Raw genomic sequence first — 23,698 nt, 5'->3', positions numbered from 1 at the left:
GTGGATCACGGGACGGGCGCCACGTGCAGCACCAGGGCCTCGGCGTCGTGGGCGACGACCGTGAGCCGCGAGCCGTAGGCGTCGGTCGACCCCCCGGTACCGGTCACCGTGGTCGGCCCCTGGCCGAGGCCGCTTCTCATCGAGCAACGCTGGTTACAGGCGATGGAGCCGCCGGCGGCGGACGGTTCGAAGACGAACGTGTACTCGTCGGCGCTCAGGGCCTCCAGGCGCACCGGAGCCTGCGGAAGCGGGACCGACTCGCCCGCGGTGACGCGGACTTCGCACCGGCCGTCCTCGCACGCTGCCAGGTCCGTGCCGTCCGCCGCCTCGGGGACGGTCGGCGCCGGCGGCACGTCGGCGGGGGACGGGCGTTCGGTCGTGGGTGAGGGATCGGGCGTCCCGGACGCCGGCTCGTCGCCGCCCGGTCGCGAGGTGGTCGGGGACGCGTCGGGCGAGGAGGTGCCGCAGCCGGCGAGAATGACGCTCACCGCCGCGCAGAGCAGCAACCCGCCGTAGAACCTCCGGGCCCGGGGCCGACCGCGCGGCGCGGTCGGGCGCGTCGGGCTGGTCAACGGGTCGCGCCGATCCATGATGTCCTCCCTCGACTCGGGTCGCGGCACGGTCACCCAACCACCCATGGCCCGGGAGGGGTCCCGGACCGGGTCGAGCCGTCACCACCGGCGAGCGGAAAACACCTGCGCCACTCCCGCCCCCGGCGGCACACTGCCCGGATGGATCTCGACTCCGACAAGGTGGCCGCCCTCTTCGGGCTGGGGCGGTCACGGGGCCCCTGGCGTCCGCTGGCCAACGGCGACCACCCCTCCGACAGCCGGGTGTTGACCACCGACCGGGGGCGGTGGGTGGTGCGGAGAGACCGGTTGCTCAGCGACTGGCATCGCAGGCACGCGTACCGCGTGCACCGCCTGGAGAGCGCGGCGTGGCAGGCGGGCATCCCGATGCCGCGGCCGGTCGAGCCTCCCGCCCCGGCCGTCGGGTACTGGCACAACCCGGCAGGCGAGACGCTGGTGCGGGTGAGTGGGTGGCTTGAGGGCCACGATCTGCGGCAGCCTGGCACGGTGTCTCCCGCGACCGTCGCGGAAGCGGCCGGGTGGGTGGGCGCCACGCTGGCCCGCGTCGCCCTGCTCGGCACCGAGGACGACGCCGGCCCCGACGACGAGCCCACGCCGCACCCCCTGGCGGACTGGCACGAGTGGGTCGCCGAGGCCGAGGTGAGCGGCCACCCGGTCGCCACGCCGGCCCGCGCCCTGCTCCCGCTCGTCGAGGAGGCGACGAGGCTGATCCAGGAGGCCCGGCGCGACGCTCCCCGCGCCGTCCTGGTGCACGGGGACACCTCCCGGGCCAACGTGCTGCGCACCCCCGGCGGGTACGCGCTGATCGACTGGGACGGCACCCGGGCGGACGTTCCCTGGTGGGAGGCGGTGAACGTCGCCTTCCGGTTCGCCACCCCGTTCAACGGCCCCACCGCCGACGGCGACCCCCGCGTGGTCCACCCGCTGATCACGGCATACCTGGACCAGGGAGGACCGGCCGGGCCCGCCGACGTCTCGGCGTTCGCCGGCATGCTGCGCAGCCAACTCGCCGTCATCGCCTGGTGCCTCTGGCTGGCGCTGGGCCACCGCGGCGCCGACCCCGAACGCCGCGACTTCGGACTGCGCATCGTGACCTCGGCCGCGGCGGAGATGCCACGGGTGATGCGCGCCCTGGACGGCTGGGCTGACCTCCTGCGATGAGCGGCGAACGGTGGCTCAGCGCTCGCGCACCGTCCAGGACGGCGAGGCGGGGTCGGGCGCCGGCCGTACCGTCCAGGTGGAGCGGTCCGCGTCCTCGTCCCAGTACGGGACGTCCCCGTAGTACAGGCCGTACGCCCAGTGTTCCGGCAGCTCGTGGCAGATGATGTCGGGGTACGGGGCGAACTCCTGGTCCTTGAACGCCTCGTTGACCCGGGCCACGGCCTCCGGGTAGCCGATGGCGAACTCGTCGACCATGAACTCGGCGATCTCGCGGAAGTACTCCTGCATCTCGGGGTCGTCGGTCGCCATGAGGAAGTCCCCCACGGGTGGCCTCCGGGTCACGGCAGGAGCGAGCGGTTGAAGAGGCTGGCCACCTCGGGCGAGAAGACGGCGATCTGGTGGCCCCCGAAGACGGGGTCGGCACCGCGTCTGAGGAAGGGGCCGACGTTCATCAGCATGGGCCCTTCGACCAGGTCGTAGTCGTGCATCGCGCCGCCGTTCCTGTGGTGCCGGATGAAGTCCGCCAGCTCGGAGCTCGGCCCGTCGAAGACGCGCCGGTTGAAGCTCGTCAGCTCATTCTGCGGCACCCGGAAGTGCAGCACCTCCGCGACATCGCCGTTGCGGCCGGCCAGTCGGTTGGCCCACTGGCGGGCCTGGGCCAGGTCGTTGGTCACGTAGAAGCCGCCGCGCCCGAAGTCCATGGCCCGCATGCTGTACGTCAGGTTGATGCCCGCCGTGCGAATGTTCCGGGCGGCCGCGCCGAACGTACCGTGGAAGAGGGCGAGTTGGCAGCCGAGGAGGCCGAGCGGGTCGGCCCACACATGCGGGTTGTGGGGGTAGGCCCGCGGGTTGGGGCCCGGGCCGAGACCCAGCGGGTCCGGGGTGAGGTAGCGGGCGGTCTCGGGGTCGTAGTAGCGGTGGACGTTCTGGTGGAGGCCGGTCTCCGCGTCGTGGTACTGGCCGGGGAAGCGCAGCGGGATGTCCGGCGCGCCGGGTGGGGTGGGCGAGGCCGCGCCCCACAGCGTGACGCGCGGCTCCCACACGATCTCGCCGTCGTCGTCGACCAGCTGCGTCGGGGCGCCGACGAGGTCGGTGACGATGGCGAGGAACCGCCGGTCGTACTCGGCCTGTTCAAGGTCGTCGCCCGCCGCGCGGCCCTCGATCTGCAGGACGGGGTGGTGGCCGCGGTACTCCCAGGTGGTGCTCGACGTGGCCCGCAGCTCGGCGTCGACACCCAGCCGCTCGACCAGGATCGTCCCCGACCAGACGAACTCGGTGCGCTCGGCGACGCTCCCGTCCGGGGCGAGGCGGCTCTTGGCGACGCGCCGGCCGAGCGGGTCGTAGCGGTACTCCCAGCGGGTCCCGTCGGGTGTGGTGACGGCGGTGAGCCGGTCCTCGGCGTCCCACTCGTACCGCCAGGTGTCGGCCTCCTTCGCCAGTCCGGTCCCGCGCCGGACGACGAGCCGCCCCGCGGCGTCGTACTCGTACCGGCGGTGCCCGGCGCGGACGACCCTGGTGCCCTCGTACTGCCGCCCGCCGGTGGACGCGGCCGCGCCCGCCCCGGCGGGCCAGTGCGCGTCGGTCTGGTTCCCCGCGGTGTCGTAGGCGTAGGACTCCTCCCACCCCGGGGCGTTCAGCGAGGTGACCCGGCCCGCCCCGTCGAGCCGGATCTCGGTGTGCCCGGTGAGCGAGTCGGTGATGCCGCTCGGGTGGCCGTCGGCGCGGTAGGCGTAGGAGCGGCGGCGCGGTTCCCGGGCGCCGTGCCGGACGGTCAGCTCGGCCAGGCCGCCGCCGGGGCGCCAGCGGGACGCGACGCGCAGCCCGGGGCCGACGCGGCGCTCGACCTCGCGGCCGAGGGCGTCGTGTACGAACTCGACCGCGTGGCCCGCGCTCAGCAGTCGGGTGGACCGCCCGTCGTCGGTGTAGGACCAGGTGCTGGTCACGCCGCCCGGCGTGTGGCGCCGGGTGACCCTGCCGCGCGGGTCGTACTCGTAGGCGAGGGCCCGCCCGTCGCGGATCTCGGCGAGGACCCGGCCGAGGGGGTCGCGCTCGTAGCGGACCTCGGTGTGGTCGCTGGCGGCGCGGACCAGCCGCCCCGACGCGTCGTACTCGAAGACGCTGCGCGCGCCGTCGCTGTCCTTGCCGACGATCCGGCCCACCGGGTCCCGGTGGTACGCGACGTGTTGGCCCACCGCGTTGGTACGCCCGGTCAGCCGGCCCGCCGCGTCGTAGGCGTAGGCCAGGGCGTGGCCGTCGAAGTCGTGCTCGGCGACCAGGTTCCCCGCGGCGTCGTAGGCGTAGCGCCAGGTCGCGCCCGTCGAGTCGGTGACGGTCAGCGGCCGGCACTCGGTGTCCCACGTGTGGCGCGACCGCAGGCCGTGGGCGTTGGTCCTGGCCGTGAGCAGGCCGAACGGACCGTACTCGTTGGTCACCGTCGCGCCCGTGGGGTCGGTGTACCGGAGGCAGTTGCCCTCGCCGTCCCACTCCCAGCTCTCCTCGGCCCCGTCCGGGCTCCGGTGCCGGGCGGGCTTGCCCTCGGGCGTCCACTCCGTCTCGTCGACGCCGCCCTCGGGGTCGGTCACCCGGGTGACGCGGCCGAAGTGGTCGTACCGGTACCGGGTGACGCCGCCGTCCGGGTCCCGCACGGTGACCGGCAGCCCCAGGGGGTCGCACTCGATGGTGACGGTGTCGCCCCCGGCGTCGGTGACGGCGGCCGGGCCGCCCCGCTCGTCGTAGCGGTAGCGGGTGACCCGGCCCAGCGGGTCGGTCTCCGCGGTGCGGCTGCCACGCTCGTCGTACTCCCACCGCCAGGTGCGGCCGTCCGGCTCGGTCACGGCGAGGGGGAGGCCGGACGCGTCGTGTTCCACGGTCAGCCGTGAGCCGTCGGGGCGGACGACGGTCGTCGTGTTCCCGTGCGCGTCGTACTCGTGGCGGGTGGTGTTCCCCAGCGGGTCGGTGACGGTCAGCGGCCGGTCGTAGCGGTCGAACGTCCGGTGGGTGACGTGGCCCAGCGGGTCGGTCTCCGCGGCCAGCTGGTAGCAGTCGTCGAACTGGTAGGCCGTCGTGTGGCCGAGCGAGTCCGTGAACAGCGTGCGCCGGTTCTCCGGGTCGTAGTCGATCCGGCTGTCGAGGAACCCGCCCGCCCCCTCGGTGCCGACGCAGCGGCCCTCCGGGCTGTAGGCGTACCGGTACCAGCCGTCGTTCCGGTCCCGCCAGCCGGTGATCCGCCCCAGCTCGTCGTGGCTGATCCGCTGCGGCGCGCCGGAGGAGTCGCGGATCGCGGCCAGGCGTCCCGCCTCGTCGTACTCGTAGCGCCTGAGCACCGGTTGCTCGGGGTCGCTCAGCAGCCGCAGCTCACTGACGCGGTGCGCCACGGTCGCGATCCCGACGCGGTGGCCGCCGTCGTGGACGAGCGCGGTCGGGTCGCCGTGCGCGCCGTACTCGACGCGCACCCGGTTGGCGTGGCGGTCGCCGATCTCGGTGAGCGGCAGTTCGGGGCCCGGCCGGCCGGCGACGGGGCGGAAGGACAGCGTCAGGCCCGCCTCCCGCTGGTGGACGGTGAGCGCCGCGCCGGGCTCGCCCGACCAGGAGAGCTCCCAGCGCGGGCCCTCGACCGGCAGCACCGGCTCGCCGGGGATGGGACGCGGGTAGTGCAGCGTCATCCCGTCCTCCGCGTGGAGGCGGACGCCGTCGTCGGCGAGCACCAGTCGCTGGTCGAGGGTGCTGGTCCAGGACGGGCCGAACAGCCGGCCCGTGGTGACGGACGTCCGGTGGTGGCGGGAGAGGACGAGGGGCAGCACGCCGGGCAGTTCGACGTCCGTGGCGGACATGACCATGTCCCCGGTGGCCATGTCGACCGGGTCGGAGCGGCAGAACAGCGCGGACATGATCCGGCCGCTCCCGCGGAACCCCTGGGCGAGGCCGCGCACGCCGGCGGTCAGGCCGTGGAGTCCGGTGCTCGCCAGGCCACGGATGCCGCGGGCCAGGCCGCCGAGGGTGGTGAGGCCGCGCATGCCGGGGATGCAGTCGAGGGCGGCGAAGGCGACGTCCCACAGCGACGCCTCGCCGTTCGCGAACTTGATGAGGGTGTCGGCGAGGACGACGACGGCGGCGGCGAGGACGACCCAGGCGATCGGCCCGCCGATGATCAGCGCGATGACGCCGAGGACGGCGACGACGACCTTGCAGATGGCGACGATGGTGTCCCAGGCGTCCTGGACCCACCGGACGAGGTTCTCCCACCAACTGCGGTTCTGGATACCGGCGTCCGAGGCGGCGTCGATGTCGTCGGCGCAGACCCGGGCCGCCTCCTCCCGCATCTCCCTGGCCTGCTGGGCCAACGCCCGTGCGGCCGTGAGGCGTTCCTCGGCGTCGTCGACGCGGCCCTGGGCGGACGAGGCGGCCTCGCCGGCGGCGGTGGCGTCGCGGGCGGCGGCGCGGACCTCGGCCTCCGATGGCGGTTCCACGCCCTCGCGTTCGCCCGCCTCCTGTAACCGCTCTGCCTCGTCGCCGGCCCGGGACACCCAGTCCTGGGCGTCGGTCAACGCGGCCTGGGCGGTGGACAGGTCGGCCTGGGCGGCGATCGCCCGGTCCAGGGCCCGGTCGGCCATGCCCTGCGCGGTCTCCAGCTTCGGCCAGTACGTCTGGAGGGCCTGGGCCGCCATGTCGTAGGAGGTCTGCAGCTTCTGGAGATTGCCGGGGACCCCGTCGAACTCCGAGCGGAAGCGCTCCGCCGAAAGGCCCGCCCAGTCCTGGACGGCACGGTCCTCGGCCATGCCACGGATGCGGCCCAGCGCCTCGCCGACGTCGTCCGCGAAGGTCTGTAACTCGTCCGCGAGTTCGCGGACCTCGTCCGGACTACCGGGCGTCGGGTCGGAGTCCATGTCGACGGGACTCCAGTCGGCCGGTCGCGCCACGGTCTGCCCCCCAGGGCCGTCTCAAGATGGTGCGCCTGACGGTTCGTCACACAACGGTAGGCTCAGCCGTCTCCTCCGGCAATGGCGCCTCAGCCCCGGAAAGCCGGTGGCCGGCGCGCGGGCGTGGCCGGTAGCTTCTGGCAGATGACGACCACCACCGTGACCAACGACGAGCTCATCGCGGCGGCCGCCGCCGTGCTGCATCCGCACCGGGTGGGGGACCGGCTCTTCGGGGACGTCGCCACGGTGCTGGTCACCGAGGCCGGCAACCGTTACTCGGGGGTGTGTATCGACACCCCCTGCGGGATGGGCTTCTGCGCGGATCACGCGGCGATCGCCGCGATGGTCACGGCCCGCGAGTACCGCATCGCGAAGATCGTCGCCGTGTGGCGGCGCGAGGAGGACGGCGCGCTGCACGTGCTGCCGCCCTGCGGGCGCTGCCGCGAGTTCATCCGCCAGGTCGACCCGGCCAACATCGCCACCGAGGTGGTCCTCGGCCGGGACCGGTCGGCGACGCTCGCGGAGTTGCTGCCGGCCCACGAGTGGCCGAGCCCGCTGGACTGACCGTGCCGGACCGAGTCCTCGGCCACGTCGAGGCGATCGCGGCGACCCTGGTCGCCGGGCGCCTCGACCTGGTCGGCGTCTACCTGCACGGCTCCGCCGTCCTCGGCGGCTTCGACCCGGCGCGCAGCGATGTCGACGTGCTCGCGGTGGTGGCGGGACCGGAGGGCGAGTCCGCGCAACGGCGGACGGGCGAGGCGATCGCCGCGACGGGGGCGCGATGCCCGGGCGCCGGCCTGGAGCTGAGCGTCCTCACAGCCGCGACCGCGCGCGAGCTCGGCGACTGCCCGTTCGAGGTGCACGTCAACACGACCGGCGCCGAGCCCGTGATCGTGCCCGGTGCCGGCGCGGGCGGCGACCCCGATCTCGTGCTGCACGCCGCCGTCTGCCGGGAGTTCGGCCGCGCCGTGCTCGGCCCGCCGCCGGGCGAGGTCTTCGGCCGGCCGCCCCGTCAGCGGATCCTCGCGGCGATGGTGGCCGACCTGCGGTGGGCGATCGACGGGGGCCACGCCGCCTACGCCGTGCTCAACGCCTGCCGGGCGGCGCGGTTCGCCGAGGAGGGCAGGATCTGCTCCAAACTCGACGGCGCCCACTGGTACCTGGCCCGCCACCCGGACGACGCCACGGTGACCGCGGCGCTGGCACGGCACCTCGGTGGTGGCCCGGGCCCGAGCGGCGAACGGGCGCGCGCGTTCGTCGAGGGAAGCGGCATCAGTGGGTGGGCCGAGCAGGGGGGATGAGGGACATGGGAGACGGCGAGAAGAAGGTCTACGTGCTGCCGCGGGCGGCCACCGGTTTCCACCGGCCGAAGGACGGGCCGCCCCCCAGGACCGATCTCCGGCCGTTCCGCACCGGGCTCCACGCGGTCGCCCGCGCCGTCGGGGGCAGGGTGGGGGAGCTGGAGGAGATGAGCCATCCGCGCACCTTCCACGTCGCCTCGATCGTGGAAAACACCGGCGAGCGCGTGGTCCTGTGCCACGCGTACCACCCCTGGATCGCGTTCACCGACGTGCGGCGGGAGTGGTACACCGACCAGTTCCTCGCTCCGCCGCCGTGGGCCGACACCTTCACCCACCTGGGGTTCGAGGTGCTGGGCCTCGACCGGCTCAACCTGCCGCTCTCCGACGTCGACACCTCGGTGCTGAGCCACGGCGAACGGTGTGAGGTGCGGTTCTACCGCATCGACACGCTCGGCGGCGTCCTCTTCAACGGCTGGGACTGAACGGCGGCGGCGCGCCGACGCGGGAACCGCTCAGGCCAGGGACTCGAAGTAGGCCTGCTGGGCGGGGTAGTAGTCCGCGAAGTCGGGCCGGGGCTCGCCCGTGTGCGCGGCGGTGAGCATGTCCAGGTAGTACTCCCAGCCGGGACCGGTCGCCCCGAGGTGCTCGGTGGAGGTGAGATGGTGGACGAGGCGGAGCTCCGTCGTGCCGTCGGTCTCGGTCAGCAGCAACTCCATCAACCAGGATCCGGCCTCGTCCTCGGTTGAGACGGCGAGCCGCCGCGGCGGCTCACAGGACTCGATCCGCATGGGGTACCAGGGCGCCGACTCCTCGAACATCATCCGCACCTCGATGGTGCGGCCGGGCCCCGCCTCGCCGCGCCAGGGGCCGAACCAGCGGGCGGTGCGCTCGGGCTCCGTGACGCTGGCCCAGACGTCGACGGCGGGGGCCCGGTAGGTGCGGGTGAGGATCAGGTCGTGTCCCGTGGGCGTGGGTACGAGCCGTCCGGTGGGGGCAGGGGTCATGCGCTGTCTTCCTCTCTGCGGTGGCGCGGGGCGTCTGCCGACTCGACCCGGGTCCGGTCCCGGCGGGTGCGGTGGACCTCGGTGTCCAGGGCCGCCAGGCGCTGCGACCAGTCGGGCCGTTCGGCCTCGAACTGGGCGAGCCAGGTGGCGAGTCGACCCAGGCGGGAGGGGGCGAGCGAGTAGCGCCGGTGGCGTCCGACCTGCTCGTCCCGGACCAGGCCGCTCTCGCGCAGCACGCGCAGATGACGGCTCACCGCGGGCCGGCTGATGGTGAACCGCGCGGCTATGTCCCCCGCCGTCAGGGGGGCGTGGCGCAACATGACCAGGATCTCCCGGCGCACCGGATCGGCGACGGCATCCGCCACCGCGCTCAGCTCGTCCACGTGTGAAGCGTAACCCACTGGTTACGCGTCGGGTGGCCGAGCGGGCGCCTTCGTCACGGAGACGGTGCGGTTCTGTGACCTCCCTGTCGATCCGTCATCGGCTACTCGCGAGTAAGGTCCGTTTGCGAATGTGCAGTTGGGATCAGTACTCGCGGAGGGGGAGGCCATGAGGGGCAAGACGTAGTTGCTGGGCGGGATCGCCGCCGAGGGCTACTTCCTGGCCGCCGAGCACCAGGACACGGAGATCTGGCTCAGGGAGACCGAAGCCGCCGGTGGCCAGCGGCAGATGGCCTTCGAGACGGTGGGCGGCCCGGTGGGCTGCGGCGACACCGGGCCGCTCGTCGACCCCTCGATCGACACACCTGACACGCCGAACGGCCACTACGTCGAGTGCAACGTCGCGTCGGAGGGCGACTCGCTGATGCTGGCGCTCGTTCCCCTGGACACCCACTCGGGGAACGCGCAGTTGGAGAGCGGCGAAGAGGTGCCGATCGAGGTCTATGACATCCCGAGGGACGACTGGCCCGCGAGTCTCGCCGTGGCGACCGCGCGTTCCGACGACGGCTTCAGGCCGATCGTCACGGACCTGGAGTAGGGGACGGGGCCTATCCCCGGAACGCGACGAGCCAGGGCCTGGTCAGCGTCTCGGTGTAGGTGTGGTGCGTGGGATGGGCGGCGGCGTGCCGCAGTTGCCAGTCCTGCACCCGGCCGAACTCCACACAGCGGGGTGAGCGTTGGCCGCACGTGTCACACCGCATGCGGTGGGTCAACGGCGGCGCGTCGGCCGCGCGGTTCGGCTCGCTGACGAGGAGGGACCGGCCGAGTACCGGGTAACCGCCCAGCGTGTGGCGGCGGTTGCGGTCGCTGATGGCGTTGGCCTGCCGTAGCAGGGAGCCGAGCAACGGCCGCCGGTCCGGCGCCATCACGCGCACCCCCGCAGCACGGACGCCAGCTTGCGGACCATCGCGAGGTTGCAGCAACCGAGGTCCACGAGGGGCCGGTTGGCCTCCGCGGTGCAGGACGCGAGGTCGACGCGGAGCGAGGGCAGGACGACGCCGAGCGTCTCCAACGCCTGCCGCAGCTCTTCGGCGGCCGATTCCGCGTCCCTGAGCCGTTCGGCGGTGGTGGTGGCGGCCATGGGGGTCTCTCCTTCGGGTTCGCTTTCACGGAAAGTGTCACCAGCATGACGCTCCGGAAGTAGCGTGAGGAGCCCTACGGCGTTGCTCACGCGACAGGCAATCGAAGGAGTGGCCGATGGACCAGCGGCACGGCGATGTGATCCCCCCTCTGACCCCCCGAGGCCTCCTCGGCTACGAGGCCCGCCGCCTCCGCGAGGACGCGAAGCTGTCCCTCGCGGACGTGGCGAGGATCGCCGCGTGCGACAAGACGTACCTCAGCCGAGTCGAACGCGCGGAGAAGTTCCCCAGCGAGATCTTCATCGCGGCCGTGGACACCGCGCTGGGCGCGGGCGGCCTCCTCAACCGGCTGTGGGAGGCCGCGTACAACAGTACGTTCCCCGACTATGTGCGGCGCTTCATGGAGTTGGAAGCCAAAGCCGTCAAGATGCACAAGTACATGGCGCACGCTGTACCGGGCCTGTGGCAGACCGAGCATTACGCCCGCGCGGTCATTCGGTCGGCCAATCCCAACGCGACGGCTGAGTTCGTGGAGGAGATGGTTGTCGCCCGACTGGCCCGGCAGCGGATCCTGAACCGCCCGAAGCCGCCGTTGCTCTGGGTGGTGCTGGACGAAGCCGTACTGCGGCGCCCGATCGGAGGCGCACAGGTCATGGCCGCTCAGCTGTCCGCCGTGGTCAAGATGGCTGGGCAACCGAACACGGTCGTTCAGGTGTTGCCGTTCGGCGCCGGGGAACATCCCACTCTGGGAGGTTCCTTGACCATGCTCTCGTTCACTGACGACCACGATGTCGCCTACGTCGAGGGCGTGCAGACCGGTCAGCTCATGGAGGCGAGGGACACCGTCGCTGAGTACGGGCTCGGCTACGATCTGGTCCGGGCGAAGGCGCTCTCCCCCGACGCGTCCATCGACATGGTCCGGCAAGTAGCAGAGGAGTATCGGCAATGCGCAGCTCCGAGCCAGTAAACGCCCGGTGGCGGAAGTCGAGCTACAGCAACGGGAACGGCGACTGTGTCGAGGTGGCCGATGTCGTGTCCGGCGTGCTGCCGGTCCGAGACAGCAAGGCTCCGGTCGGCGAGGTGATCACGGTAGCTCCCGCCGCGTGGAACGCGTTCCTGCGGCACGTCGCTGAGTCGTGAGCTCTGTGATCGAAGAGTTGGTTCGGTGGCGGAAGCCGAGTCACAGCAATGCCAATGGTGATTGCGTCGAAGTGAGCGAGCGGCCGCTGTCGGAGCCGAACGGTCCCTGGCGCAAGTCCAGCCGCAGCAACGACAACGGTGACTGCGTCGAGGTCGCCGACGGCCTGCCCGGCATACTTCCCGTCAGGGACAGCAAGGTTCCCGCCGGCCAGGTGGTGACGTTCTCCGTGCCCGCGTGGAGCGCGTTCCTCACCGGCCTCAAAGAATCGTGAGCTGCGTCGGCTCCGGCTCCGCCGGAATCCGCTCCGGCGGAGCCGGGACCGGTTCTCGTAGGTTCCGGTGCGCGCCCGGTCTGGCCGCCGGGCCGATCCCGTACTCGGCCGCCAGTTCGTGGACCTGGCCGGTGATGCGCCGCTGGTACCACTTCGGTGCGTACGCACCGGCCGCGTACATCACCTCGTAGTTGCGGACGAGCCTCGGGTGGTGCGTGGCGAGCCACCGCATGAACCACTCCCGCGCGCCCGGCCGTAGGTGGAGCGCCAGTGGTGTCACCGAGTTCGCGCCGGCCGCCGCGATGGCGCGGACGGTTTCCCGTAGCTGCGCGGGTGAGTCCGTCAGGTAGGGGATGACCGGCGCCATCAGGACCCCGCACGGGATGCCGACGGCCGTCAGTCGGCGCACCACGTCCAGGCGCCGTTCCGGCGCCGGCGTGCCGGGTTCGATCGTGCGCCACATCGTCGGGTCGACGAAGCCCACCGAGACCGAGATGCCTACGTCCGTCACGGCCGCCGCCTGCCGCAGCAGCTCCAGGTCGCGCAGGATCAGCGTGCCCTTGGTGAGGATCGAGAACGGGTTGGCGTAGTCGCGGAGCGCGCCGATGATGCCGGGCATCAACCGATATCTCCCCTCCGCCCGCTGGTAACAGTCGACGTTGGTGCCCATCGCGATGTGGTCGCCCTGCCAGCGCCGGGAGGCCAGCTCGCGCCGCAGCAGGTCCGGCGCGTTGACCTTCACCACGATCTGGGTGTCGAAGCCGATCCCGGTGTCCAGGTCCAGATAGCTGTGTGTCTTGCGGGCGAAGCAGTACACACACGCGTGGCTGCATCCCCGATACGGGTTGATCGTCCATTCGAAGGGCATCCGGGAGGCCCCCGGCACCCGGTTGACGATGGACCGGGCCCGCACCTCGTGGAACGTGATGCCACGGAACTCGGGGGTGTCGAACGTCCTGGTCACGACGTCCGTGCCGAACAGTGCCGGGGTCGCCGACGCCGCAGGGCCCTCACTCAGGTTGTTCCAGCGCATGGGGCTCTCCTCCCGCTCGTCCCGGTATTAGGACACACGTTCGAATAGGCGGTGTCAAGCCAGATTTGGGCCCCGGACGCCGGGGGTGATTGGCTTTCCGCTCAAGTCCCTACGACGGCAGGAGCATTGACATGGCGTTGCTCGAAGTGGTTACGCAGCGTGACATCGCTGCGGAGCCGAACGACGTGTTCGACGCGATCGCGGACTACCAGGACGTGCATCCGCGACTGCTCACCGAGCACTTCTCGGAGTACGAGGTGCGGGACGGCGGCGACGGCGAGGGGACCGTGCTCCACGTCCGTTTCGCGGCCACGTCGCGGCGGGTTCGTGAGCTCCTGCTCGACATCACCGAGCCCGAGGACAACACGCTGGTCGAGAAGGACCGCAACTCCACCCTCGTCACCACGTGGACGGTCACGCCGAGTGACGGCGGCGCGGGGGCGCACGTGAGGGTGCGCACCACCTGGGAGGGCGCGGGCGGCGTCGGCGGCTTCTTCGAGCGCCGCTTCGCGCCGCGCGCGCTGGCCGGAATCTACGACCGGATTCTGGCCAACCTCGCCCGCGAGATGGAGAAGGGCGAGTAGCCGCACCCCGCGTCCCCCGGGCGCCCCGCCCCCGAGCGTTCCGCCGCCGTTCGTCTTCCGTTCGCGCAACCCAAGGGCCGTGGCGGGAGTCGAACGGGTGGACAGGCTCAATGGGGAAATGAGGGGGAATCATGCGAAAGGTGCTTGTCGTCCTGGGGGCGGGCATGCTCGCCGGGGCGGGACTCGGGGCGAGCCCCGCGTCGGCGGCCACCGGGGCCACCGTCTACGCCGTGGGCAACACGGCCCACTACACGGCGGGCGGCGGTCAGGCCAACGACGTGGCCGTCACGCAGGTCGCCAGTGCCGACGTAGGCGACCAGTGGCTGTACGTCTTCAACGACGTGTTCCCGATCGACCCGGGACAGGGCTGCTTCCGGCCCGAGGAGGTCGACCCGACCGTGGTCGCCTGCCACATCGCCGACAGCGGCGACATCCCGTATGTGGGTCTCGACCTCGGTGACGGGGACGACGAGGCGGCGGTCCGCACCACCGGCATCGGCTACGTGTTCGGCGGAACCGGCGACGACACCCTCCACGCCGCGAGCACGGGCCACGAAGTCCAGGGTGGCGCCGGGGACGACTCGCTCACCGGCGCCTACAACCAGTACGGCGGCTCGGGGAACGACACCCTCCTCCCGAGCCCGGGCGGTTGGGGCTACGGCGGCGAGGGAAACGACACGCTCGTCGGCAACGCCGGGGACGAGCGCCTGTACGGCGGGCCCGGGAACGACGTGATCTACGGCCAGGACGGGGACGACGTCGCCTACGGGGACGCCGGCGAGGACGAGATCCACGGCGGCACGGGCAACGACGAGCTGCACGGCGGCGCCGACGACGACCTCGTCTTCGGGAACAGCGGCGACGACCGGCTCTACGGCGAGGGGGGCACCGACGAGCTCTCCGGCGGCGCCGGGAACAACGTGATCCGCCAGGACTGACCCGAGCGCGCCGCGGGGCCGGTCCGGGGGGTCGGCCCCGCGGCGCGGTGACGGATCCGCGGGCGGCTAGGATCGCGCGGCGGGGACTGCTCCGAATGAGGGAGAACGAGATGGGGCGTGGCCTGAAGACGGCAGTGCGGGTCGGGATGGCGATATTCGCGCTGGCCGGCTGCGTCCTGGTGGTGGACGAGGTGCTCGGGGGCCGCTACCTGCGGGCGCTCGCGGTGGCCGTGCTGACCGTCGCCCTGCTCCTGATGGGCCGCACCGCCTTCCGCTCGGCGAGTTGACGGAGAGCTGACGGAGGGGTTCGACCGGCGACCGGCCGAACCCCCTGGGCTCAGTCGCGGGCCAGCAGCTCCAGCGTGTCGACCACGCGGTTGGAGAAGCCCCACTCGTTGTCGTACCAGGCGACGACCTTGACGTGCCGGCCTTCGACCCGGGTGAGGGCGGAGTCGAAGATCGAGGACGCGGGGTTCCCGGTGATGTCGCTGGAGACCAGCGGCGCCTCCGAGTACTCGAGGACGCCCTTCAATCGGCCCTCGGCGGCGGTGCGGTAGGCCGCGAGCACCTCGTCCCTGGTCACCTCGCGGGAGACCGTGGTGTTCAGCTCCACGATCGAGCCCACCGGGACCGGCACGCGGATCGAGTCGCCGGACAGCTTGCCGTCGAGGTTCGGCAGCACCAGGCCGATGGCCTTGGCGGCGCCGGTGGTGGTGGGCACGATGTTCACGCCGGCGGCGCGGGCCCGGCGCAGGTCGCGGTGCGGGCCGTCCTGGAGGTTCTGCTCCTGGGTGTAGGCGTGCACCGTGGTCATGAAGCCGTGCTCGATGCCGGCCAGGTCGTCCAGCACGGAGGCCAGCGGGGCGAGCGCGTTGGTGGTGCACGACGCGTTCGAGACGACCGTGTGCCGGGCCGGGTCGTAGACCTCGGTGTTGACGCCGTAGGCCAGCGTGACGTCGGCGCCGGCCGAGGGGGCGCTCACCAGCACGCGCCTGGCGCCCGCGTCGAGGTGCGCGCGGGCGGCGTCCGCCGCGGTGAAGCGGCCGGTGGACTCCAGCGCGATGTCGACGCCGAGCTCCGCCCACGGCAGCTTCGCCGGCTCGCGCTCGGCGAGCACCCGGACGCGACGGCCGTCGATCACCAGGTCGGTGCCGTCGACCGAGACGGAACGGTCGAGCTGGCCGAGCGAGCTGTCGTAGGCGAGCAGGTGCGCCAGGGTCTCCGGGGCGGTGAGGTCGTTGACGGCGACCACCTCGAGCTCGCTGTCCCGGGCGAGCAGGGCGCGGAAGGTGCTGCGGCCGATGCGGCCGAAGCCGTTGACGGCGATGCGGGTCATTGCGGGTTCCTTTCGACTCACCCCCCATGCTCGGCGGCGGCGCGCCGGGCCGCCACTGGCTCGAACGACAGCGTGCGCAAGGATCTCGCCAGGAGTGGCTCACGCCGAGAAGGTGTGCCGGTACTCGGTCGGTGAGGTGCCGAGGATGCGCTGGAAGTGCAGGCGCAGGTTGGCGCCGGTGCCGAGGCCGACGCGGGTGGCGATCTGTTCCACGCCCAGGTCGGTGCGTTCCAGCAGCTCGCGCGCCAGGTCCACCCGGGCCCGCAGCACCCACTGCATCGGCGTGTAGCCGGTGTCCTCGACGAACCGCCGGGAGAAGGTGCGCGCCGAGACGCGCGCGTGGCTGGCCAGCGTCTGGAGGGTCAGCGGCTCGTCGAGGTGTGCCAGGGCCCACTCGCGGGTGTCGGCGAACAGATCGCCCAGCGGCTCCGGCACGCTGCGGGGCACGTACTGGGCCTGGCCGCCGCTGCGGTACGGCGCCGCCACGAGACGCCGCGCCACGCGGTTGGAGAGCCCGACGCCGTGGTCGCGGCGCACCAGATGCAGGCACAGGTCGATGCCGGAGGCGGCGCCCGCCGACGTCAGCACCTCGCCCTCGTCGACGAACAGAACGTTCTCGTCCACCCGCACCCGAGGATGCCGCTCGGCGAGCGCTCGCGTGTAGTGCCAGTGGGTCGTCGCCCGCCTGCCGTCGAGCAGGCCGGTCGCCGCCAGCGCGAACGCGCCCGTGGAGATCGCCGCGAGCCGGGTGCCGCGCTCGTGGGCGGCGAGCAGCGCGTCGACGACGGCCGCCGGCGGCTCGGTGGTCGCCGGCTCCCGGTAGCCGGGGATGAAGACGGTGTCGGCGTGCTCGAAGGCGTCGAGGCCCTCGGCCACGTGGTACGAGAGGCCGTCGCCGCCGGTCACCGGGCCCGGCGCGGCGCCGCACACCCGCACCTCGTAGGGCATGCTCGGCCGGTTGGCGAACACCTGCGCCGGGATGCCGACGTCGAGCGGCTTCGCGCCGTCCAGCACCAGCACGGCGACCCGATGGTTGATCCGACTCATCGGACCTTCCTACCGCACCTCGGTGGTGGTGCGACGGTAGGTCGAGCGGCGGTCGACGATGTCGGCCGCGCGGTCGCCGTAGACGTTGCGGAGGATGCCGGGCTCGCGCAGGAACGCGTGCGGGAAGCCGAGCGGCACCGCGCTCACCCGGTCCAGGCGCTCCAGCGCGTCCGCGTCGAGCTCGACGTCCAGGCAGGCGAGGTTGTCCGCGAGCTGGCTCTCCCGGGTGGCGGAGACGATCGGGATCACGTTGCCCGGCTGGGCGCGCAGCCAGGCCAGCGCCACCTGCGCGGGGCTCCAGCCGCCCTGCTCGGCGATCTCCAGCACGGCCGTGATGATCGCCGCCTCGCGCTGGTCCTCGGCGTTGTCCCAGCCCTCGCCGGACAGCCGGCCCGTGCCGCCGGTCCGGTACTTGCCGGTGAGCTTGCCGCCCTCCAGTGGGCTCCAGGCCAGCACCGCCAGGTCGAACGCCCGGGCCTGCGGCAGCAGTTCGCGCTCCGGGGTGCGCTCCAGCAGGTTGTAGCGCAGCTGCGAGCCGGCGAACGCCGTCCAACCACGCAGCTCCGCGAGGGTGTTGGCCTGGGCGATCTCCCAGGCCGGCCAGTCGGAGACGCCGACATAGAGCACCTTCCCGGCCCGCACCACGTCGTCCAGGGCGCGCATCACCTCCTCGACCGGGGTGAAGTTGTCCCGCGCGTGCACCCACAGGATGTCGATCCTGTCGGTGCGCAGCCGCCGCAGGCTGTCCTCCAGGGAGCGGACCAGGCTCAGGCGGTGGTTGCCGCCCGAGTTGGGGTCGCCGTCCACGGTCGGGCAGGTGTACTTGCTGGCCAGCACGAACCGGTCGCGGCGGCCGGCCAGCAGCTCGCCCAGGATCCGCTCCGAGCTGCCGGCCGTGTAGATGTTGGCGGTGTCGACGAAGTTCCCGCCGGCGTCCGCGTAGGCGTCCAGCAGCCGCCCGCTGGTCTCCCGGTCGGCGCCCCAGCCGAGGTCCTCGCCGAACGTCATGGCGCCGAGGCTCAGCTCGCTGACCCGCAGCCCCGTCCTGCCGAAAAGCGTGTACCGCACGGTGTTCCCCTCTGTCGGCGTCGGCGTGCGGCTCCGACGCTACGAGCTGGAGTGGGCTCCAGGGCAAGCGGGACGCGGCCGACGTCATCCGGGCGGCCGGCGGCCGGCCCTGAGCATGGCCGCGCCGGCCGGGGTGAGGGTGTGCAGGACGCTGGTGGCGAACCGGCTGCTGCTGAGCAGGCCGGCCTCGCGCAGCACGGAGGCGTGCCGGCTAGCCGACGAGTCGGAGACCGCGGCGGCGCGGGCCAGCTCCCCGGTGGTGGCGCCGGCGCCGGACGCGGCGGCGCGCAGCACGGTGGCGCGGGTACGGCCGAGCAGGGCGGTCAACGGCTCGCCGGAATCGTCGGCGAGCGGGGCCGGCTCGTGCAGCAGCGGGTAGAAGAGGACGGGCGGCAGCTCCGGGTCGTACATGCTGACCGGGCTGCCCCAGCAGAAGTACGACGGCACCAGGCGCAGTCCACGGCCGTCGAGTCGCATCTCGCGCTCCTCGGCCGGGTAGTCGACGTGCAGCACCGGCGGCCGCCAGCGGATCGAGGGGCCGAGGTTGTCCAGCAGGGCGTGCACCCCGCCGTCGAGCAGGTTCCTGGCACGGGCGGCACGCTCGGCGTCGACCCGGGCCCGCATCAGGTCGTCGGCGGGGGCCAGCGCCACCGCGTGGTAGGTCCGGATCGCCCCCAGCAGTTCCGCCCGCTCGCCGCCGCGGGTCAGCCGCCCGATCCACGACGGCGCGCCGACCCGCCGTTCGAACAGCCGCAGTTCACGCGCCACGCGGGGCGTCGGGGTGGCGGCGATGGCCTCGAGTCCGGCCTCCAGACCCTGCTCCGACTGACTGGGCGTCAGAAAGTCCGGAAAGTAGGCCGCGCGCGGAAAGAGCGGGACGAGGACTTCCCTGACCAGCCGTTCCAGGCGGTGCTCGGCGACGCGCTGCCGGGTGCTCCGGTACCAGCCGGCATACGCCCAGCGGCCGGTGCGGCTCTGTAATCGGTGCAGGCTGGACGCGACCTCCCAGAGCGGGTCGGGCGCCGCCGCGATTCGCGTTCTCGCCAGGTCCGCGTCGGAAAAGTGAATACGCAGCACCGTGGTCCCCCCACTTGAGCTGGGCATTTGTCCCCTGGTGCAACAGCATGGACGAGCCCGGCCCCGCCTCGCAATAGTGAAGGTGTCCGAACGGCTCCGCGGTCGAACAGGCGCGGCGGATCTCCGCCAAGATCGCCGGTCGTGCCCGGGGCTTGTCCGAATGGGAGGGGAACGGAAGATCATGCGGAAGATGACGAAGCGGGCCGCGGCGGTCGCGAGCGGGCTGCTGCTGACGTTCGGGGGACTCAGCGGCGCGGCCACGGCCGCGGACGCCGACACGCGGGGCGACGTGGGGGCGCAAGCCTGCTACGACGTCATCAACTCGTACATCAAGCCCGCCGGCCAGAGCTACTACCCGTACGGTGGCCCCGACCTCGGCACCACGAGCCGCTGCAATGACATCAACATCCTGCCGAACACCAGTGGGTACATCGCGGTCTGCTTCAAGCCGAGCTCGGGGCCGCAGTACTGCAACGGATACAGGTGGGCGCCGGCCGGCCAGTGGACCGTGGTCGCCACCGACGTCCGGGACGGCACCCGCTTCTACTTCGCGTTCGCTTCGAGCGCCCGGTCCACGGGAGGCTGGGCCGCCTGACGACGACCGTCCCCGTCGTGGGAACGACGTGCGCGGCGGGGGCGGTGGCCCGGACGGTGGGTGCCGTCTGGTGGGGACCCACCGTCCGTAGGGGGAGAAACGGCCCGGTCGGGTCGTCGTGGCCGGCGTGGCACAGGGGATGACACGCCGGCCACGGTATGCCCCGGCGCCCGCCGGTCAGTCGTGCAGGGCGGTGCGCAGCGCGTCGATCGCCAGGCGGCGGGCGGCGGACGTCGCGTTGCAGTTCCGCAGGCTGTCCAGCATCAGGAAGTCGTGCACCATCCCCTCGACACGGACGGCGGTCACGTCGACGCCGGCCTCGCGGAGCTTGGCGGCGAACGCCTCGCCCTCGTCGCGCAGCACGTCGGCCTCGTCGGTGATCACCAACGTCCGCGGCAGGCCGCGCAGCTGCTCCGTCGAGGCGCGCAGCGGGGCGGCGTAGGGCTCGGTGCGCCGGCCGGTGTCGGGGAGGTACTGGTCCCAGAACCACCTCATGCCGTCCCTGGTGAGGTAGAAGCCGTCGGCGAACTCGCGGTAGGAGCCGGTCTCGAAGTCGGCGTCGGTCACGGGGTAGAGGAGCACCATGGCGCGCAGCGGGATCGTGCCCCGGTCCTTGGCCATCAGGGCGAGGACCGCCGACATGTTGCCGCCGACCGAGTCGCCGCAGACCGCGATCCGGGACGGGTCCAGGCCGTGCTTGGCGCCCTCCGCGACGATCCACTCGCCCACCGTGTGGTTCTGCTCGATGGCGACCGGGTAACGCGCCTCGGGCGAGCGGTCGTAGACCGGGAAGACGGCCGCGCAGCCGGCGCCCACGGTCAGTTCGCGAACCAGCCGGTCGTGGGTCCGCTCGTCGCCGAACACCCAGCCGGCGCCGTGGATGTAGAGCATCACGGGCAGCGGTCCCGTCGCGCCGCGCGGGCGCACGATCCGGGCCCGGATCTCGCCGGTCGGGCCGCCGGGCACCGTCACCCACGCCTCGTCGACGGTCGGCTTGGGCACGCCCTCGCCGTTCTGCAGGTCGGCCAGGATGTCCCGGCCCTGGTCGGGCGGTACCTCGTAGATCCGGGGATGCGGTGCGGTGGCCTCGACCAGCTCCCGGGCCGCAGGCTCCAGGATCTCGGCGGGGGAGCGGGACAGGGTGGTCATCGGCGGGCTCCTCTCGGTGACGCGCCGCGTGGACGCGCTGCGTGCTCGGTCTCACCAGCAGCGTCGCGGGTGGGGTGGCCGGCGCAACCGGGAGGCGGCCGAGCCGCGGCGGGCGGGGCGGAGTGGGCGCTCAGCCGTGGGCCGTTCGGGTGGGTCAGCCAGTCGAGCCGGACTCACCCGTTCGGGTGAAGGTTGTGGCTTTTCCCGCCTCGCCGGGGCGGCCGGGCGGATCGTCGAGGGGGCGTACTCCCGGTCGCGCGGGTGCGAACGCGCGCGGGCGCACCACCACCTTGGCCATTGGCTCCCGCCGAAGCCCCGGCGGGGCGTACGGTGGTGAACGCTCCCTCCGGGAAGGAGAGATGGTGGCCCCCGATCCGGAACCCCACCACCCACAGCACGAAGAGCCCAGGACCACCGCCGCGGTGACCGGTCGGATCCCGCTGGCGGTGGTCGTCGTCGACGGTGCCGGGGAGATCTCGCACTGGAGCGCCGGCGCCCGGCGGCTGTTCGGCATCGAGCGGGACGAGGCCGTCGGCCGGCGGGCCGCGGAGGTCATGCCGATATCGGCCGTGATGTCCGCCGAGGGCGACCCGGCGGACGAGGCGGGGCACGAGGCCGGCGGCATGGGGCCGCTGGACCCGGAGGAGCAGGTCGAGTTCGTCTTCGGCACCGACACCGTCGCGTTCGCCCAGCCGCTGGCCGGTCGTTTCTGGACCCAGGACCCCGTCCTCGCCGAGACCCGCGACGTGCTCTGGTGGGCCTACCCGCTGAACGGTCCTGGGGCCGCCAGGGTGTTGGTGCTCGCCGCCGACGGCGCGGCTGCCCAGCCTGGCGAGCCGACCCGCGAGGACCGCGTCTCGCCCGGCTTCGCGCCGCACACCAGGTTCGAGGAGGCCGACGAGCTGGCCAAGCGGCTGCCGGAGATCATGCCGAGCATGAGCCCGCAGGAGGCAGGGCACATCGCCGGGCAGGTCATCCGACAGGGCTACCCGGTGCTGGAGTTCAGCCGCCACGCGCGGGTGCCGGTCACCGCCGACTGGGGCGTGCCACAGCGGGTGGTGCGGCGCGAGGGCCTGGAGCGCGCCGTCCGCGCGGCCCGGGCGGAGCACGACGAGCGGCGGGCCGCGGCGGCCGAGGCGGAGCTCGCCTCCGAGCTGGAGTACGCGGCCGTGCGGGAGCGGCTCGAGTTCCTCAACGAGGTGAGCGGGCGCATCGGCTCCTCCCTCGACCTGGCCCGCACCATCCAGGAGGTCAGCCAGGCCGTCGTGCCCCGCTTCACCGACGTCGCAGGCACCTACCTGCGCGAACAGGTCGTCGCCGGCGAGGGGTTCCCCGACGGGCCGCCCGACACCAGCACGATGTGGCACCGGGTGGCCGTGGAGCACAACGACGAGCCGGGCCGCTGGGACGACGTGGTGCCGGTCGGCGAGTCCATGCCGTTCCCCGCCAACACCCCGTTCTTCCAGTGCATGACCACCGGCGAGCCGGTGCTGGTGCCGCGCATCAGCGAACAGATGGGCGACATGATCGCCGCCCAGTTCGAGAAGCGGGACATCAGGCCGCTGATCAACCACCGCTCCATGCTGGTCGTGCCGCTCAAGGCCCGGCAGGTGGTGCTCGGCTTCATGATCCTGCTGCGCCACCGCGAGCGGCCCGAGTTCAACGACATGGACCGCGTGACCGGCGCCGAACTCGCCGCCCGCGCCGGCCTGGTGCTGGACAACGCGCGCATGTACACGTACCAGGAGAACGTCGCCGACACCCTCCAGGACAGCATGCTGCCCCGCATCGAGCCCCGGATGGCCGGCTGCGACACCGCCACCCGCTACCTGCCTGGCACCCGGCTCGGCCGCGTCGGCGGCGACTGGTTCGACACCATCAGGCTGCCCGGCTGCCGCACCGCGCTCGTCGTCGGCGACGTCATGGGACACGGCCTCAACTCCGCCGCCATGATGGGCCAGTTGCGCACCGCCGTGCAGACCATGGCGGCGCTCGACACCGACCCGGCGCAACTGCTGCGCAGCCTGGACGACCTGGCGCAGCGGCTCGGCGACCACTACCTGGCCACCTGCCTGTACGCCGTCTACGACCCGGTCCGCTCCGAGCTGCGCATCGCCAACGCCGGCCACATCCCACCCGTGTTGGTGCGCGCGGCGGACGGGTCGAGCGAGCTGCTCGACCTGCCGACGGGCGCGCCGATCGGCGTCGGGCAGGTCGCGTTCACCACGGTCACGGTGCCGGTCAGCCCGGGCGACCGGCTCGTCATGTGCACGGACGGACTGGTCGAGGTGCGGGGCCAGGACATCGGCGCCGGGCTCGCCGCGCTGTGCGAGTCGGCGGCGCACCCGGCCGCCTCCATGGACGCGGCCTGCGACACCATCATCCGCGCGCTGGCCGCCTCCACTGCCCCCGACGACCGCAAGGACGACGTGGCGCTGCTGATGGCCAGGCTGAACGGCATCGCCGAGGGCGACGTCGCCACCTGGCGGCTCGGCCTCAACCGCGCCGAGGTGCCACGGGCCAGGGCCGTGGTCCGCGAGCGGATGGCGGCCTGGGACCTGCCGGAGCCGGTGCGGGCCACGGCGGAGCTGCTCGTCGGCGAGCTGGTCACCAACGCGGTCCGGCACGGCGAGAGCGGCCCCGTCGAGCTCCGCCTGGTCCGGGCCGACGCGCTGCTGTGCGAGGTCTCCGACGAGGGCCACGAGCTGCCGGTGCTGCTCGACTGCGGCCCGCTGGACGACGCCGGGCGCGGGTTGCACGTGGTCAGCAGGCTGGCCCGGGCCTGGGGCACGACGCGGACCGGGCGCGGCAAGACCGTCTGGTTCGAGCTCGGCCTGCGGGACCAGGCCGACCCGCGGGCGCGTCGCCACGGCTACCGCTGACCCGCCGGGGGGCGTGCGGAGAGTCAACCCGCGCTCCCGCAGTCGGAGTATCGAGTGGTTCCCCGTGACTCCTTGATCGGCAAAGC

At 72.8% G+C, this 23,698-nt stretch carries 26 protein-coding genes; 13 read left to right on the top strand and 13 right to left on the bottom strand.

What is annotated here, in order from left to right; genetic code table 11:
- Nucleotides 1-5: 5 nt before the first annotated feature.
- Nucleotides 6-590 carry a hypothetical protein gene (locus ACFWI8_RS02710; RefSeq protein WP_387084759.1) on the bottom strand — a complete coding sequence of 195 codons (585 nt, stop codon included), beginning with the start codon at nucleotides 588-590 and terminating at the stop codon, nucleotides 6-8.
- A gap of 141 nt (nucleotides 591-731) precedes the next feature.
- Here ACFWI8_RS02710 and ACFWI8_RS02705 point away from each other — a divergent pair, with 141 nt between their 5' ends.
- The gene (locus tag ACFWI8_RS02705; RefSeq protein ID WP_387084757.1) at nucleotides 732-1,751 is read left to right on the top strand and encodes a hypothetical protein; all 1,020 of its coding nucleotides are present in this window, start codon (nucleotides 732-734) and stop codon (nucleotides 1,749-1,751) included.
- A gap of 15 nt (nucleotides 1,752-1,766) precedes the next feature.
- Here ACFWI8_RS02705 and ACFWI8_RS02700 read toward each other — a convergent pair whose 3' ends face one another.
- Nucleotides 1,767-2,060 (bottom strand): hypothetical protein, encoded by a 294-nt coding sequence (locus ACFWI8_RS02700; protein WP_387084755.1) that lies wholly within the window; start codon nucleotides 2,058-2,060, stop codon nucleotides 1,767-1,769.
- Nucleotides 2,061-2,089: 29 nt separating this feature from the next.
- Nucleotides 2,090-6,667 carry a DUF6531 domain-containing protein gene (locus ACFWI8_RS02695; protein WP_387084753.1) on the bottom strand — a complete coding sequence of 1,526 codons (4,578 nt, stop codon included), beginning with the start codon at nucleotides 6,665-6,667 and terminating at the stop codon, nucleotides 2,090-2,092.
- Nucleotides 6,668-6,811: 144 nt separating this feature from the next.
- Between ACFWI8_RS02695 and ACFWI8_RS02690 the strand changes: the two genes are divergently transcribed.
- The 3 genes from ACFWI8_RS02690 to ACFWI8_RS02680 are packed head-to-tail and all read left to right on the top strand — an operon-like array spanning nucleotide 6,812 to nucleotide 8,450.
- Nucleotides 6,812-7,231, top strand: coding sequence for a cytidine deaminase family protein (locus tag ACFWI8_RS02690; RefSeq protein ID WP_387084751.1), 420 nt, complete (start codon nucleotides 6,812-6,814; stop codon nucleotides 7,229-7,231).
- A 2-nt stretch (nucleotides 7,232-7,233) separates the two neighbouring features.
- Nucleotides 7,234-7,968 carry an aminoglycoside adenylyltransferase domain-containing protein gene (locus tag ACFWI8_RS02685; RefSeq protein WP_387084749.1) on the top strand — a complete coding sequence of 245 codons (735 nt, stop codon included), beginning with the start codon at nucleotides 7,234-7,236 and terminating at the stop codon, nucleotides 7,966-7,968.
- Nucleotides 7,965-8,450, top strand: a complete 486-nt coding sequence (locus tag ACFWI8_RS02680) for a hypothetical protein (protein ID WP_387084747.1) — start codon at nucleotides 7,965-7,967, stop codon at nucleotides 8,448-8,450. Before ACFWI8_RS02685 ends, ACFWI8_RS02680 begins: the two co-directional genes overlap by 4 nt.
- A 30-nt stretch (nucleotides 8,451-8,480) precedes the next feature.
- On the opposite strand, the gene ACFWI8_RS02675 is transcribed toward ACFWI8_RS02680, so the two are convergent.
- Together ACFWI8_RS02675 and ACFWI8_RS02670 are read right to left on the bottom strand one after the other, a co-directional pair.
- Nucleotides 8,481-8,972, bottom strand: coding sequence for an SRPBCC family protein (locus ACFWI8_RS02675; RefSeq protein WP_387084745.1), 492 nt, complete (start codon nucleotides 8,970-8,972; stop codon nucleotides 8,481-8,483).
- Nucleotides 8,969-9,355 (bottom strand): metalloregulator ArsR/SmtB family transcription factor, encoded by a 387-nt coding sequence (locus ACFWI8_RS02670; protein WP_387084741.1) that lies wholly within the window; start codon nucleotides 9,353-9,355, stop codon nucleotides 8,969-8,971. The genes ACFWI8_RS02675 and ACFWI8_RS02670 overlap by 4 nt, the downstream gene beginning before the upstream one ends.
- A 184-nt stretch (nucleotides 9,356-9,539) precedes the next feature.
- Here ACFWI8_RS02670 and ACFWI8_RS02665 point away from each other — a divergent pair, with 184 nt between their 5' ends.
- The gene (locus tag ACFWI8_RS02665; protein WP_387084740.1) at nucleotides 9,540-9,950 is read left to right on the top strand and encodes a hypothetical protein; all 411 of its coding nucleotides are present in this window, start codon (nucleotides 9,540-9,542) and stop codon (nucleotides 9,948-9,950) included.
- A gap of 10 nt (nucleotides 9,951-9,960) precedes the next feature.
- On the opposite strand, the gene ACFWI8_RS02660 is transcribed toward ACFWI8_RS02665, so the two are convergent.
- Nucleotides 9,961-10,278, bottom strand: coding sequence for a hypothetical protein (locus ACFWI8_RS02660; protein WP_387084739.1), 318 nt, complete (start codon nucleotides 10,276-10,278; stop codon nucleotides 9,961-9,963).
- Complete coding sequence (locus ACFWI8_RS02655) at nucleotides 10,278-10,493, bottom strand: hypothetical protein (RefSeq protein ID WP_311599984.1); 216 nt, start codon at nucleotides 10,491-10,493, stop codon at nucleotides 10,278-10,280. The genes ACFWI8_RS02660 and ACFWI8_RS02655 overlap by 1 nt, the downstream gene beginning before the upstream one ends.
- Before the next feature lie 116 nt (nucleotides 10,494-10,609).
- Here ACFWI8_RS02655 and ACFWI8_RS02650 point away from each other — a divergent pair, with 116 nt between their 5' ends.
- Genes ACFWI8_RS02650 through ACFWI8_RS02640 form a run of 3 tightly spaced genes read left to right on the top strand, consistent with a single transcriptional unit; the run spans nucleotide 10,610 to nucleotide 11,903 of the window.
- Nucleotides 10,610-11,458 (top strand): helix-turn-helix transcriptional regulator, encoded by an 849-nt coding sequence (locus tag ACFWI8_RS02650; RefSeq protein ID WP_387084737.1) that lies wholly within the window; start codon nucleotides 10,610-10,612, stop codon nucleotides 11,456-11,458.
- Nucleotides 11,437-11,631: a DUF397 domain-containing protein gene (locus ACFWI8_RS02645; protein WP_387084735.1), complete on the top strand. Its 195-nt coding sequence runs from the start codon at nucleotides 11,437-11,439 to the stop codon at nucleotides 11,629-11,631. Before ACFWI8_RS02650 ends, ACFWI8_RS02645 begins: the two co-directional genes overlap by 22 nt.
- Complete coding sequence (locus tag ACFWI8_RS02640) at nucleotides 11,628-11,903, top strand: DUF397 domain-containing protein (protein ID WP_387084733.1); 276 nt, start codon at nucleotides 11,628-11,630, stop codon at nucleotides 11,901-11,903. The genes ACFWI8_RS02645 and ACFWI8_RS02640 overlap by 4 nt, the downstream gene beginning before the upstream one ends.
- Here ACFWI8_RS02640 and ACFWI8_RS02635 read toward each other — a convergent pair.
- Entirely contained in the window at nucleotides 11,890-12,936 is a 1,047-nt protein-coding gene (locus ACFWI8_RS02635) for an Rv2578c family radical SAM protein (RefSeq protein ID WP_387084731.1), read from the bottom strand. The genes ACFWI8_RS02640 and ACFWI8_RS02635 overlap by 14 nt on opposite strands.
- A gap of 131 nt (nucleotides 12,937-13,067) precedes the next feature.
- Here ACFWI8_RS02635 and ACFWI8_RS02630 point away from each other — a divergent pair, with 131 nt between their 5' ends.
- From ACFWI8_RS02630 to ACFWI8_RS02620, 3 genes are all read left to right on the top strand, one after another.
- The gene (locus tag ACFWI8_RS02630) at nucleotides 13,068-13,520 is read left to right on the top strand and encodes an SRPBCC family protein (protein WP_387084729.1); all 453 of its coding nucleotides are present in this window, start codon (nucleotides 13,068-13,070) and stop codon (nucleotides 13,518-13,520) included.
- A 131-nt stretch (nucleotides 13,521-13,651) separates the two neighbouring features.
- Complete coding sequence (locus ACFWI8_RS02625) at nucleotides 13,652-14,458, top strand: calcium-binding protein (protein WP_387084727.1); 807 nt, start codon at nucleotides 13,652-13,654, stop codon at nucleotides 14,456-14,458.
- Between the two features lie 110 nt (nucleotides 14,459-14,568).
- Complete coding sequence (locus ACFWI8_RS02620; RefSeq protein WP_387084725.1) at nucleotides 14,569-14,745, top strand: hypothetical protein; 177 nt, start codon at nucleotides 14,569-14,571, stop codon at nucleotides 14,743-14,745.
- 50 nt (nucleotides 14,746-14,795) lie between these two features.
- Here ACFWI8_RS02620 and gap read toward each other — a convergent pair whose 3' ends face one another.
- The 4 genes from gap to ACFWI8_RS02600 form a co-directional block, all read right to left on the bottom strand.
- Nucleotides 14,796-15,794, bottom strand: coding sequence for a type I glyceraldehyde-3-phosphate dehydrogenase (gene gap, locus ACFWI8_RS02615; protein ID WP_387084723.1), 999 nt, complete (start codon nucleotides 15,792-15,794; stop codon nucleotides 14,796-14,798).
- A 99-nt stretch (nucleotides 15,795-15,893) separates the two neighbouring features.
- Nucleotides 15,894-16,841, bottom strand: coding sequence for a GlxA family transcriptional regulator (locus tag ACFWI8_RS02610; RefSeq protein WP_387084721.1), 948 nt, complete (start codon nucleotides 16,839-16,841; stop codon nucleotides 15,894-15,896).
- A gap of 9 nt (nucleotides 16,842-16,850) precedes the next feature.
- Nucleotides 16,851-17,909 (bottom strand): aldo/keto reductase, encoded by a 1,059-nt coding sequence (locus ACFWI8_RS02605; protein ID WP_387084720.1) that lies wholly within the window; start codon nucleotides 17,907-17,909, stop codon nucleotides 16,851-16,853.
- An 84-nt stretch (nucleotides 17,910-17,993) separates the two neighbouring features.
- Nucleotides 17,994-19,013 (bottom strand): helix-turn-helix domain-containing protein, encoded by a 1,020-nt coding sequence (locus tag ACFWI8_RS02600; RefSeq protein WP_387084718.1) that lies wholly within the window; start codon nucleotides 19,011-19,013, stop codon nucleotides 17,994-17,996.
- Between the two features lie 163 nt (nucleotides 19,014-19,176).
- Here ACFWI8_RS02600 and ACFWI8_RS02595 point away from each other — a divergent pair, with 163 nt between their 5' ends.
- A complete protein-coding gene (locus ACFWI8_RS02595; protein ID WP_387084716.1) occupies nucleotides 19,177-19,581 on the top strand; it encodes a hypothetical protein in 405 nt (134 codons plus the stop codon).
- Nucleotides 19,582-19,758: 177 nt separating this feature from the next.
- Here ACFWI8_RS02595 and ACFWI8_RS02590 read toward each other — a convergent pair whose 3' ends face one another.
- On the bottom strand, nucleotides 19,759-20,730 hold the full coding sequence (locus ACFWI8_RS02590; RefSeq protein ID WP_387084714.1) for an alpha/beta hydrolase: 972 nt from the start codon (nucleotides 20,728-20,730) through the stop codon (nucleotides 19,759-19,761).
- A gap of 359 nt (nucleotides 20,731-21,089) precedes the next feature.
- Here ACFWI8_RS02590 and ACFWI8_RS02585 point away from each other — a divergent pair, with 359 nt between their 5' ends.
- Nucleotides 21,090-23,612: a SpoIIE family protein phosphatase gene (locus ACFWI8_RS02585; protein ID WP_387084712.1), complete on the top strand. Its 2,523-nt coding sequence runs from the start codon at nucleotides 21,090-21,092 to the stop codon at nucleotides 23,610-23,612.
- The last annotated feature ends 86 nt before the right edge of the window (nucleotides 23,613-23,698 follow it).

Origin of the sequence: Streptomyces sp. NPDC127098, assembly GCF_042722465.1 — a bacterium.
Lineage (GTDB): Bacteria > Actinomycetota > Actinomycetes > Streptomycetales > Streptomycetaceae > Streptomyces > Streptomyces millisiae.
Note: the sequence above shows the minus strand (reverse complement) of the source record. Positions and strands in the feature narration are given on the sequence as shown.